This window comes from Pokkaliibacter plantistimulans (genome assembly GCF_003194385.1).
Lineage (GTDB): Bacteria > Pseudomonadota > Gammaproteobacteria > Pseudomonadales > Balneatricaceae > Pokkaliibacter > Pokkaliibacter plantistimulans.
Genome location: NZ_LAPT01000020.1, coordinates 13,604 through 26,237, shown reverse-complemented (window position 1 = coordinate 26,237; position 12,634 = coordinate 13,604). Strand labels below are relative to the sequence as shown.

The following is a 12,634-nucleotide window of genomic DNA, read 5'->3' as shown; positions in this document are numbered from 1 at the left end:
GAATGGGCATAAAAGCTGATGTTGAGATTTGCCACGAGTAGCCAGATTCGATTTTTAAGTGTTTTTCTTGGGTGTTTGATTTTCTGTATTAAGAGTTTTTATTTTTGAGCAGTAAATGGAAGTGTTTTTTTCATGACTGGAGTAATAAGAGCAGTTCAGGTGCTTATTGTCAGTCGATAACCCCGGATAACTGCAGTCCCCTCCTGAGGGCAGTGTCAGGCTGTCTACAACCCCCCCATCCATCCCCAGTTCGGCCACTTCCGTCCACTGCGGTACCCACTGGTCTACTTGTTCATATCGACGATAAGCTGCGTAGAACCCAGACCGATTCGAATTCCAGATTAATACTGGTCCGCCAATACGGAACCCTATCGGCAGCCATTGCCAGTCGCGATAGGGCGGTGTTGCCGTACCCCAGAGGCCTTCAGTGATCTTGGTATCTTTGTTGTCTCTGCGTAGCAGGCAATATGCTTTTCCTGTCTCATCGAAGCACAAGCCGTGCTCATTGGCATACTGGTTCTCAAATTCCTCCAATCGGTGGTATTGCCACTGGCCATCCAGGGTCCACTCATACCAGAAAAGGCCTTTTGTACCTCCCGTACCATAAGCCAGACCATAAGCGGTGTCCTGATACCAGGTGATTCGCCATAGCCAGTGATTAGGCTCTGCAACAGGGGTTCCTGAACTCCAGTGTTCTCCATCGTTGCTGGTCCAGTAGTGACACTGGTGTTTAATCGGGCCTTCCTGATAAGCCGCGGCGCTGAGCAGTATCAAGGAATTGTCAGGCCCAATGCTCAGCTTGGCATCACGCAGGTCGGCATCAGGAAGGGAGATAAGTGCACAGCTTTGCCATTCGCCCTTTACGTCCTTAAGAATGCGTATGGCTCCATCAGCGGAGACGTGCGCACTGCCTTCACGGAACGCCATGAAAAGACTTCCATTGAAGGCCTGTAAGTCGGTAAAGGCGTTGTGCTCGGCATGATCCCAGATCAGTTTGCAGTCGAGTAGTTTCATTGCGCTCTCTCCGGGATATGCTAGGTTGGTACACAGCAATGCTGGCAATATGTTTATTAAGCCTTTAAATTCAAAAGCTTAGAATGACGAATTTGATTTGTTGCAAGGCCATATAGCACTCGGCATGTAATAATACTCACAACTACCTTATGGGTTGAAGGTGATGACAAGCAAAGGTGATAAGGTTTCAGCACCATCCCAGGGGCAAGAGAATAATGCTGAGCAGGATGTTCTGCAGCGACAGCTGCTCTTGACGACTGCTTTTACTGAGTTCAATCAGCTGGCGGGTGAGCTCAGTCAGCGTTATCAGGCTCTTGAGCAGGAAGTGCTGCAACTGCGTGTGCAGTTAGCTGAGCAGCAGCAGCAGCAGCAGCGTGCCGAAAGTGATCGACTTGCAGTCACTGAGCAATATGAAGCTTTGCTCGATATCTTGCCTCTTGGCATGGTGATGATTGATAACCGGGGTCAGATTCGTCGTGCGAATCCCACCGCTTTGGCACTGCTCGGTGAACCGCTGGAGGATGAGCTGTGGTTCAACGTGATTCGGCGCAGCTTTGCTCCCCGCAAGGATGATGGTCATGAGATTTCCCTCCGTTCTGGCCGACGGGTATCGGTTTTGACCAACTCTCTTCCGGATCAGGCAGGCCAGATTGTCTTGCTGCATGACCTGACAGAAACCCGCCTGCTGCAGTCCCGGCTGAGCCACCATGAGCGCCTGACGGCCATGGGGCAAATGGTCGCCGCCCTGGCTCATCAGGTACGTACTCCCTTGTCCGCCGCTCTACTCTATGCCTCCCACCTGCAAAACCCGACTCTGGCTGAACAGCAGAGATTGCAGTTTGCCGGGAAGCTGCGCTCCCGACTGCTTAATATCGAGCAACAAATCAAGGATATGCTGATATTTTCCCGTGGTGAGACTCAGCTCAATGATGTGATGACGGTGAATCAGCTACTTCGTGCCATTGAAGATGCACTGGATGTGCCACTGACAAGCCATGATGCTGATTGTGATATTCGTGATGACAGCCAGGGGGCAGTGGTTCAGATCAATCGTGAGGTGTTGATTGGTGCCGTGTTGAATCTGGTCAACAACGCGTTACAAGCCTGCCCGGCGGGTGTTGAGCTGCATCTGGTAGGCGAGAGGCTGGGTGAACAGGTCGCTATCAGTGTGATTGATCCAGGGCCAGGCATCAGTGCTGAACATATACAGAAGGTGCTTCAACCTTTCTATACCACCAAAGCTCAGGGAACGGGTCTGGGCTTGGCCGTAGTGCAGGCCGTTGCCAAGGCACATGGAGGACGCTTCGAGCTGAGCTCAAGGCCGGGACAGACCTGTGCACGTATTATCCTGCCTTGTTATCAGGGTTCCGTGGCATCTTCGTCTATTGATGAGCAAGATCCGCGTTCGACTGTTGGAGAATTAAAATGAGTCAGGCGAAGCTGCTGCTGGTGGAAGATGACGCCAGCTTGCGTGAGGCGCTGGAAGATACTCTGGCCATCGCCGGGTACCAATTTGTGTCAGCGGGCAACGGTGAACAGGCGCTGGTGCAGCTCGAACAGCATAGTGTCGATATGGTGATCAGTGACATCAACATGCCAGGGATGGACGGTTACGAGTTGCAGCAGCGTCTGCGCCATCAATATCCCTACCTGCCGGTGTTGCTGATGACGGCCTATGGCGACATCAGCAAAGCCGTCGAGGCCATGCGCAACGGGGCGGTGGATTATTTGCTCAAGCCCTTTGAGCCTGCCGCACTGCTCACTATTGTTGACCGCTATTTGTCTGGCAGGTTACCCGTCACCGAGCAGGAAGAACCTGTTGCCGAAGACCCGTCAAGCAAGCGGCTGTTCCAGCTGGCACGTCGAGTTGCCGGGTCAGATTCCACCGTGCTGATTTGCGGTGAGTCGGGGACGGGTAAAGAAGTCATGGCGCGTTATATACATCAGCACTCTGTGCGTGCCGACAAGCCTTTCATTGCCATCAACTGTGCCGCTATTCCAGAAAATATGCTTGAGGCCACCCTGTTCGGCTATGAAAAAGGCGCATTTACAGGCGCCTATACCGCCATGCCGGGCAAGTTTGAACAGGCGAACGGTGGAACCATTTTGCTGGATGAAATCAGTGAAATGGCGCTGGAGCTGCAGGCCAAGATTCTGCGCGTATTGCAGGAGCGGGAAGTCGAGCGACTTGGTGGCAGAAAAACGCTGCAGCTGGATGTGCGTGTGCTAGCAACAACCAACCGTGATTTGGCCGAGTACGTCAGTGAAGGGAAATTTCGTGAAGACCTCTACTATCGCCTGAATGTCTTTCCGTTAGAGTGGATGCCGTTACGGGAGCGTCCTCTGGATATCAAGCCTTTGGCTGAGCGCCTTCTGGCCTTACACAGCCGTAAGCAGGGCAGAGCCAATGTACTTCTCAGTGCTGCTGCCGTCGCCGAGCTGTCGGCCCATAAATGGCCCGGTAACGTGCGTGAGCTGGATAATTGCATTCAGCGTGCATTGATTCTGCAACCGGGGTCTGTCATCGAAGCTGACGACATCTGCCTTGACATGTCGCAATTCAGTCGCTCCCCCAAAATCAGCGATATAGTGCAAGGGCACGGTGATGCCGATGATGAGTCGTTATTAGGCTCGGCCATTGAGAGCAGCAGTGCGCTCGGCGCAGACATGATGCAGCACGAGTTTCAGTTAATTCTTGAAGCGTTAAAAAGTACTCGTGGCAGCCGCAAAGAAGCAGCAGAAAAGCTGGGCATCAGCCCCCGCACCTTGCGCTACAAGCTGGCGCGTATGAGGGAGGCCGGGATGGATATACAGGACAAGCAATGGTCGCCCTGGTAATCGTGTTATCAGTGGCAGTGCTTCAGTGTCAAAGGAGAGCGACGTGAAAGGCATCTACATATCCGGAACCCATCAATACGGTGCTGCTGATGCTTTCATGACTGCGCTGATGGACGAGCTTGGGTTGCTGGGAGTGGTGCTGGAGGTCATCCCATTTGATGATCTGGCGACCAGCTACTCACGCTATCAGGATGAAAAAATTGATTTTGTCCTCTCGGTCAACGGTATCGGTGTCAAGGTGCCTGTCTCGGCCAGAGGATCCCTCGCCAGTAGTCTGAATTGCCTGCACATCAGTTATTACCTTGATCATCCGCTTCATCATCTGGCGCGATTCTTTCAGGCTCCTAATCATCTGGCGCTCTGTGTCGATCTGGATCACTGTGATTTTGTCACCATGGTAGGAGGGCGCGCCCGGTTTTTTCCTCATGGTGGTAGTGCCACTGTTGATCCGGGGAACATCGATCAGCTGAAAAGCATCATTGCAGATAAGACAATCGATGTGTTGTATCCGGTGTCATACTTCGATTACGCGAAGCAGTTGCAGCCCATTCGCACTGCGGCTGCGTTTATGGCCGATGCCATAGAGCGTGGAGAGGTGACGACCCTGCGGGATTGTCTGGTCAGACTGAAAGTTATGGCTCCCAAAGGACAGCCAGCCACGCCCCTTACCAGTCAATTATTGGCCGCGCTGAGGCAAATGGACCTGTGTATTAGGGCGCGTAACCGGGAACGGGAAATCAAGGCGTTTACGGCTGCTGGTATTCGCCTGACGCTGGTCGGCAGGCATGTCGATCATTATGCTCATCTGGGTGATCATGATTACCTTGGTGAGGTGAGTTTCACTGAGGCTCTGGCGTTGATGAAAAAGTCCCATTGGGTACTGCATAACTCACCGGGTTTTGAGCACGGCTTGCATGAGAGGATCACTTATCCATTGATGAATGGGACGAGGGTGATTACCCGATACAATTCCTATCTGGACGACCACTTGGGCAGCCTTTCTTCTCTGGCGTTCTATCGCACTTCGTATGAGTTGAGCCCAATTATTGCTGCGGGTCATAACTATGATGTGCAGAAGCTCGCTGGTGATATGGCTGAGGCTACCAAGAAACTGAGCTGGAAAACGAGAGCGATGAGTTTCAAAGGCATCATTGGAGAGTTGTGTACCGCGGCATCGGCGAAGTAGAGATCACTGATCTCAGGCAGGTTGCTGTGAATCTGGCTATTGGCTGGAATCTGTTCCGTTGATCGCAAAGTACCGGTTCGTCTCTGCTACAAATAAGTCACATATCGACGGCTGCCACCCCTGCTGGCGCAAATATACCAATGTCTAATTATTGCCCCTGTTGCTCGGGGGGTATAACAGCCATCAAGCAGCTGGTGCGGGGATGGCAACAGCCCATAACTATAAAGTTCATGTACACACTGGCTCGGAATCAGGCGGGGCGCATCTATAGCGTTAAACTTGTCCGTGTTTCGGAGTCAGGCCTGCAACTCTTTCAACGACAATAATAGCTAGCAAGGGCATGACCATGAGTGATATCAAGGTGTATCCGGTAGACAAGGAAGGGGCCAAGTCGGCCTGGATCAATGAAGAGAGCTATCAGCAGTTATACCAACAATCCGTAGACAGTCCCGATGTATTCTGGGCAGATCAGGCCAAACGGCTGGACTGGATTACTCCTTTCACCAAAGTTAAAAACACCAGCTTTGATCCGCACAATGTCAGTATTCGCTGGTTTGAGGACGGCGAGCTGAACGTCAGCCAAAACTGCCTTGATCGTCACCTCGCTACTCGAGGAGATCAGGTCGCTATTATCTGGGAGGGTGACAGCCCGGATGAAAGCCTGAACATCACCTACAAAGAGCTGCATGAGCAGGTGTGCAAGTTCGCCAACGCGTTGAAAGCACAGGGCGTCAAGAAAGGTGATGTTGTTACCATTTATCTACCGATGATTCCTGAAGCCGCCGTGGCAATGCTGGCCTGTACGCGTGTAGGGGCTGTTCACTCGATTGTCTTTGGTGGTTTCTCTCCCGATGCACTGGCAGGTCGTATTGAGGATGCCGGTTCTCATTTTGTAATTACCTCCGATGAGGGATTACGCGGTGGTAAATGCGTTCCGCTGAAAAAGAACGTGGATTTGGCATTGAATAATCCCAATGTCAAAGTCGAGCACGTTGTGGTGATCAAACGGACCGGAGGCGATGTTGCCTGGAGCGAAGGGCGTGATCTCTGGTATCACGAGTTGATGGCCACGGCATCAGCGGATTGCCCTGTAGAGGTGATGAATGCTGAAGACCCGATGTTCATCCTCTATACGTCCGGTTCTACCGGCAAGCCAAAAGGCCTGAAACATACCACGGGCGGTTATCTGCTTTATGCTTCTATGACGCATCAGTATGTCTTTGACTATAAAGACGGCGATATCTACTGGTGTACGGCTGATGTGGGTTGGGTTACTGGTCACTCCTATATCGTCTATGGGCCTCTGGCCAATGGCGCCACGACCCTGATGTTTGAAGGGGTTCCCAGTTATCCCGATAGCAGCCGCTTCGGTAGGGTTATCGAAAAGCACAAGGTGAATCAGTTCTATACCGCACCAACCGCGATCCGCGCGCTGATGCAGCAGGGCGAAGATGTGCTGGGTGACAGCGACCTGTCCAGTCTGCGTATTTTGGGTTCGGTCGGTGAGCCCATTAACCCTGAAGCGTGGGAGTGGTACCACCGTATCTTCGGTAAAGGACAGTGCCCAATTGTTGATACCTGGTGGCAGACCGAAACCGGCGGCATCATGATTGTACCTTTGCCTTATGCCACCGCTGCCAAGCCGGGCTCTGCGACACGTCCGTTCTTCGGTGTACAGCCCAGGCTGGTCGATAACGAAGGTACTGAGCTGGCAGGAGCGACTGAAGGTAATCTGGTCATCGCTGATAGCTGGCCAGGTCAGGCCCGCTCTATCTGGGGTGATCACGAGCGCTTTGTGCAGACCTATTTTTCCACCTTCAAAGGGTACTATTTCACCGGTGATGGTTGCCGCCGAGACGGTGATGACTACTACTGGATTACCGGACGTGTGGATGACGTTATCAACGTATCCGGCCACCGTATGGGAACGGCAGAGGTAGAGAGTGCACTGGTGGCTCATCCCAAGGTGGCTGAAGCCGCTGTGGTAGGCTACCCGCACCCGATCAAAGGGCAGGGTATCTACGTGTATCTGACGCTGCAGGCGGGAGAGGACGGCTCCGAGGAGTTGTCGAAGGAGCTGAAAGCGTGGGTGCGCAACGAGATTGGTCCGATTGCGACTCCAGACCTGATCCAGTTTGCTCCCGGTATGCCGAAAACGCGTTCAGGCAAAATCATGCGCCGTATTTTGCGCAAGATCGCAGAGGATGATTTCGGTGCACTGGGCGACACTTCGACCCTGGCTGACCCCAGTGTGGTAGAGGATCTGATCAGTAACCGGCAGAACCGCTTACGCTGACAGGTTGATTTGATCGAGCACTCCCCTGTTATGGGGAGTGTTTGTTTTATAGACATCCCACTGAATCGATCTCGGAAAAAGCGCGGTGTCGTAGCGTTAAGTCATTCAAAATGTAACATTTTTGCTATTTTTTTCAGGGGCTCTCGGCTACTGTATGTCGGATTAAGTGGGCTCCAGGCGGCATGTCCAGCCATTTGCACACTATTTTGCGGGAATGATCGAGTACAAGGTTTGAGTCGTTGAACCATACGTAGTGCAGTGGATTGTATTCACTACCACGGGCACTCGCGGCAACGGTCTGATCACGCCTGGTAGAACTGTTTTTAAATCTAGGGGATTGCTAATGGATGCAAATAACAAGATTCTCATCGCTGATGACCATCCGCTGTTCAGAGCGGCGTTGAAGCAGGCGGTGCATCAGGCGGTTCCCCACGCCCTTGTTGTTGAAGCCGATACTCTCGAAGCGGCACAGAATGCCGCAGATGAGCACACTGATGCTGATCTGATTCTGCTGGATTTGCACATGCCGGATGCCAATGGTTTTTCTGGTCTGGTTTACCTGCGTGGCCAGCACCCCGGTATTCCGGTTGTGATGGTGTCCGGCAGCGAAGAGCCGCATGTGATTCGTAAAGCTATGGATTACGGCGCTTCAGGCTTTATCCCCAAATCCGCTTCTCTTGAGGTCATTGCCGAGGCCATTCAAAGCGTGATGGATGGTGAAGAGTGGCTGCCTGTGGCCATTGACGATCTGGATGATCAGGTAACGGAAGAGGAAGCGCGTTTTGCTGAAGCGCTGGCTACGCTGACACCGCAGCAGTTCCGTGTACTGATGATGCTGACCGAAGGGTTATTAAACAAGCAGATTGCTTATGAACTGAACGTGTCAGAAGCCACTATCAAAGCCCATGTAACCGCCATTCTGCGCAAGCTGGGTGTTCATAGTCGTACCCAGGCCGTAATTGCTGCCAGCCAGCTGTTAGTGGACAAGCCAAAGGCCGAGTTGGAGTAATCCACTCTCTTGTGTCTGGATCGGTGTCCAAAACAAAGCGACCTTTACGGTCGCTTTGTTGTTTCTGGGTTTTTGCCAGCGTGTTGATCACAGTGATGTTGCGGGAGGTTCCACCTTGCTGCGATGAATGCCGTGGCGTGAAATTAACGCCCTGAGTGCGGCGGGTTTGACGGGCTTTTGCAGGACAAAAGCACCGGTCTGATGAATTTCATCCTTTATCTCATCGGTACGGTCAGCGGTGATAACAATGGCCGGAATAGCATGCTGAAGACGGCTGCGCACAGCGTTGATCGTCATCACGCCGGTCAGATCGTTATCGAGATGGTAGTCCGCAAGCAAGATGCCGGGCTTCCATTCAGGATCATTATCCAGAATATCCAGCGCCTGCTGCTCCGACAGCGCACAGCGCACTTCACATCCCCAGCCTTCCAGCAGAGCTTTCATGCCGTTCAGGATAGGCTGCTCATTGTCGACTACCAGCACATGCAGCTGATCCAGACCGCCTTTGCGGCGGCTGGCGATGCCACCGCGTTTACTGACATTTTGAACTTTATCCGTTTCACCCAAGGGGACCCGGATGGAAAATACCGTGCCTTTGCCAACCTGCGAGCGAACCTGAATGCTGTGTCCGAGGATCCGTGCTATGCGGTCAGTGATGGCAAGGCCAAGCCCCAGTCCTTTGACGTCAGCATGCTGTGGGTTGTTGAGGCGTTTAAATTCTTCAAAAATCTCATGAATCTTGTCTTCGGCAATACCTACACCGCTGTCCCAGACCTCAATGCGAATAGCGTCACCAGTGCGGCGACAGCCCAGTAGCACCTTGCCACTGCGGGTGTAGCGTATGGCATTGGAGAGGAAGTTCTGGACTACCCGGCGTAGCAGCTGGCTGTCACTGTGGATGACGACCTGGCTGTTCACCAGATGGAATGTCAGTCCCTTTTCCTGAGCCAGTGCTGTGAATTCTGCCTTGAGTGCATTGAACAGCCGTTCCACCGGGAAGTGGCTGAGATTGGGCTGCAGTGCTCCGGCATCCAGCTTGGAAATGTCCAGAATAGTACTGATCAGCTCTTCCGCTGCTTTGAGCGAACCATCCAGATTACCTACCAGCTCATGGGTCATTTCGTCGTAGTGACGCTGTGACAGCGCGGATGAGAACAGGCGTGCTGCGTTCAGAGGTTGCAGTAAGTCATGGCTGGCTGCAGCGAGGAAGCGGGTCTTGCTGAGGTTGGCAGCCTCTGCTTCCCCTTTGGCCTGTCGCAGCTCGTCTTCGATCAGTGAGCGAATAATATTTTCCTTGCGCAGCTCCTGGTTGACGATGGACAGAGCCTGAGTGCGTTCGTGTACCCGTGTTTCCAGATCCTCGTTGGTCTGTTGCAGTAACATCTCGGCTTTGCGGCGCTCGGTGATGTCTATATACACGCTGAAATAACCGATGATGTGCCCTTCTTCATTGATATGGGGCAGATAGGTTACCTGTGCGTAGCGTTCATGATCATCGTCCAGTGGTGGCAGAGTGATCTCGAAAGTCTGGCGCTGGCCTGCCAGTACATTGCTGATGTACGGCTCGCGCTGGGCATATTCTGCAGGAGGTAGCACGTCATAGCAGGGAATACCTGCAATGCTGTTGCGATCCAGACCGAACATGTCTTCATAGGCCTGGTTGATAAAGCGGTAGCGGCGTTCGCTGTCGAAGTAGGCGATCAGTGCCGGGACGTTATCAGTGTAAATGCGGATGCTGCGCTCACTTTCGCGTAAGGCGCTTTCCGTTCGCTTGTACTGGGTAATATCCGTATAGGTAGTGACATAGCCTCCCCCCGGCATCTGATTGCCTCTGACCTCAAGAACTGTGCCGTCTGCACGATGACGCTCGTAGCTGTTGGAGCGGCCCTGCTTCAGTAACTCCATCCTGCGATGCACATGCTCCTCAGGATCTCCGGGGCCAAATTCACCTTGCAGTGCCAAATGGCGGTATACCTCTTCAATGGGGCGTCCGACGCTGATGAGGCCCGGCGGGTGGGAGAACATCGCCAGATAGGCGCGGTTCCACACCATCAGGCGCTGCTGGTTGTCGACAACGGTGATACCCAGACTGATGTTTTCAATGGTGGCTTGCAGCATGCTGCGGTTGAATTGCAGCGCCTGAGAAGCTTCATCGACAATAGTGACGACATCACCGATCTGCATATCGCGACCGCGCAGTGTCGAGCCGATAACAATGCGTGCGGATGAGGCCCCAATCACGCCTCCCAGCAACCGTTCACAGAAATGGATCAGGTCTGATGGTGCTTTCTCATTGGCGTTAGGCAGTCGCTGATGACGTTCATGATAGAAACTTCGGAATGCGCGCTGGGTACGCTCAACGCCGAGGAAGCGCTCAGTCAGCATTTGCAGATCACCGACACTGATATGTTCCGTCGGATTGCGCGAGGAGCCAAGCTGACCATCATCCAGGGTATCGACAAAGCTGCTGGACTGAATCCGGTCGATCAGACGCTGGTTGGAGTGTTTGGATATCCAGACATAAAGGCAGGTGTTGACTAGCAAACTCCACAGTGTGCCGTGGGTGATAGGATCGAGTCCTGTTAGTCCAAACAGTGCATGCGGCTCCAGCCATGGCTGTCCAAAGGGGCCATGCGCAAGTAAGGTTGGGCTAAGCAAGCCGGTCTGGATCAAGGCAGGAATCAGCAGGGTGTAAGCCCAGATGGCAAAACCGGCTAGCAGGCCCGCCATCACGCCCTGATGACTGCCCTTTTTCCAGTAGAGACCACCAATCAGGGCTGGTGCGAACTGTGCCACGGCGACAAAGGACATCAGGCCGATGTCCGCCAGCGAGGTGTGTGCTCCCAGCAGACGGTAGTAGAAATAGGCCAGCAGCAGCAGGCAGAAGATAGTCACCCGTCGGGTGTTGAGCAGCAGCGCGCCGATGTCCTCTTCGTTGGATAAGCGGCTGCCGCGCAGCTTGAACATGATCGGCATGATCAGGTCATTGCAGATCATGGTGCTGAGCGCCACGCTGGCTACGATGACCATGCTGGTTGCGGCCGACAGTCCGCCTATATAGGCGAAGACGGCCAGTCCATCGGCTTTGGCGCTGAGGGGCAGGGTCAGTACAAAGCTATCTGCGTTGACAAAGCCGGAAGGGAAGGTGGCCATCCCGGCAGTAGCAATAGGCAGCACGAACAGGCTCATCAGAATCATATATAGCGGGAATAGCCAGCGTGCAGTGCGCAGATCCTGCGGATGGGTATTCTCGACAATGGTCATATGGAACTGGCGTGGCAGACAAATGACGGCCAGCACAGCAAGGAAGCATTCGGTAAGGAAGCTGCCTGCAAACAGATCTTTCTTAAAGTTGTTGTTGTCCGCCAGTTGCACCGATGCTTTGAGGTACAGGTCTTCAAAACCGTTATAAATGCCGAATACCACAAAGAATCCGACAGACAGAAACGCTGTCAGTTTGACGATCGACTCGAAAGCAATGGCCAGCACCATACCACGGTGGTGTTCTGTCGCATCGATCTGCCGGGTACCGAACAGAATGGCAAAGATAGACATCAACAGCGCAACAAAGAGAGCGGTATCGCTGCCATTCTCTGCACTCTGACTGGTGCCGGTCAGGACATTGAAGCTCATCGCCACCGCTTTGAGCTGCAGCGAAATGTACGGAAGAATGCTGATGACGGTCATGCAGGCAACGACAGCGCCTAGGCCCTGGCTTTTGCCGTAGCGCGAAGCAAGGAAGTCCGATACGGAGGTTATATTCTGCTTTTTACTGACCTGTACCAGCTTGCCCAGTAACCGGATACCAAAAACAAACACCACCACAGGGCCGATATAGGTAGCGAGGAACTCCCAGCCAGTCGATGCGGCACGCCCAACGGCACCATAAAAGGTCCAGGAAGTGCAGTAGGCTGCCAGAGACAAACTGTAGATCACCGGCTGGCTCTTGTTGCTGACCTGGCGTCTGACCTGTTGATCACCCCAATAGGCCAGGCCGAACAGTAGCCCTACATAAGCCAGTGATATCAGGATTACTAACCATCCTTGCAACATGTGTTCACCCACTGCTGAATTTGCCCCCGAGAGTATAAAGGAAATACGGGCTATAACATTGTGCGCTGTAGCTACCTTCAGTCTAGGTATGCGAATGACGACCGGAAGCAGTGACCGCTTTTGATGCTGGCGCATTGTAAGGGCATCGCTGTTGGAATGCCTGCCTGATTTCAGGAACGTGCAAATAAAGGTCAAAAACGCAGATCTTGTTCACGCTTTTGCTCCCTTTGGCTGGGTA

The 12,634-nt window shown here is 53.1% G+C and carries 7 protein-coding genes; 5 read left to right on the top strand and 2 right to left on the bottom strand.

The genetic code is table 11. The features are described 5' to 3' along the window. Positions 1–54: 54 nt before the first annotated feature. A complete protein-coding gene (locus WH50_RS04595) occupies positions 55–1,014 on the bottom strand; it encodes an exo-alpha-sialidase (RefSeq protein ID WP_110186256.1) in 960 nt (319 codons plus the stop codon). 250 nt (positions 1,015–1,264) lie between these two features. On the opposite strand from WH50_RS04595, the gene WH50_RS04590 reads away from it, so the two are divergent. The 5 genes from WH50_RS04590 (at position 1,265) to WH50_RS04570 (ending at position 8,343) form a co-directional block, all read left to right on the top strand. Beyond that, positions 1,265–2,443: a sensor histidine kinase gene (locus tag WH50_RS04590; protein ID WP_243409996.1), complete on the top strand. Its 1,179-nt coding sequence runs from the start codon at positions 1,265–1,267 to the stop codon at positions 2,441–2,443. Beyond that, positions 2,440–3,852: a sigma-54-dependent transcriptional regulator gene (locus WH50_RS04585; RefSeq protein WP_110186254.1), complete on the top strand. Its 1,413-nt coding sequence runs from the start codon at positions 2,440–2,442 to the stop codon at positions 3,850–3,852. The genes WH50_RS04590 and WH50_RS04585 overlap by 4 nt, the downstream gene beginning before the upstream one ends. A 43-nt stretch (positions 3,853–3,895) precedes the next feature. After that, positions 3,896–5,038 carry a hypothetical protein gene (locus tag WH50_RS04580; protein ID WP_110186253.1) on the top strand — a complete coding sequence of 381 codons (1,143 nt, stop codon included), beginning with the start codon at positions 3,896–3,898 and terminating at the stop codon, positions 5,036–5,038. 346 nt (positions 5,039–5,384) lie between these two features. Next, the gene (acs, locus tag WH50_RS04575; protein ID WP_110186252.1) at positions 5,385–7,334 is read left to right on the top strand and encodes an acetate--CoA ligase; all 1,950 of its coding nucleotides are present in this window, start codon (positions 5,385–5,387) and stop codon (positions 7,332–7,334) included. Between the two features lie 343 nt (positions 7,335–7,677). Beyond that, positions 7,678–8,343, top strand: coding sequence for a response regulator transcription factor (locus WH50_RS04570; protein ID WP_110186251.1), 666 nt, complete (start codon positions 7,678–7,680; stop codon positions 8,341–8,343). A gap of 87 nt (positions 8,344–8,430) precedes the next feature. On the opposite strand, the gene WH50_RS04565 is transcribed toward WH50_RS04570, so the two are convergent. Next, entirely contained in the window at positions 8,431–12,396 is a 3,966-nt protein-coding gene (locus tag WH50_RS04565) for a hybrid sensor histidine kinase/response regulator (RefSeq protein ID WP_110186250.1), read from the bottom strand. Positions 12,397–12,634: the final 238 nt, after the last annotated feature.

Bases quoted from the DNA above. Each gene is read 5' to 3' on its own strand.
- acs (WP_110186252.1), top strand. From the start codon at position 5,385: ATGAGTGATATCAAGGTGTATCCGGTAGACAAGGAAGGGGCCAAGTCG.
- WH50_RS04565 (WP_110186250.1), bottom strand. From the start codon at position 12,396: ATGTTGCAAGGATGGTTAGTAATCCTGATATCACTGGCTTATGTAGGG.
- WH50_RS04585 (WP_110186254.1), top strand. From the start codon at position 2,440: ATGAGTCAGGCGAAGCTGCTGCTGGTGGAAGATGACGCCAGCTTGCGT.
- WH50_RS04595 (WP_110186256.1), bottom strand. From the start codon at position 1,014: ATGAAACTACTCGACTGCAAACTGATCTGGGATCATGCCGAGCACAAC.
- WH50_RS04570 (WP_110186251.1), top strand. From the start codon at position 7,678: ATGGATGCAAATAACAAGATTCTCATCGCTGATGACCATCCGCTGTTC.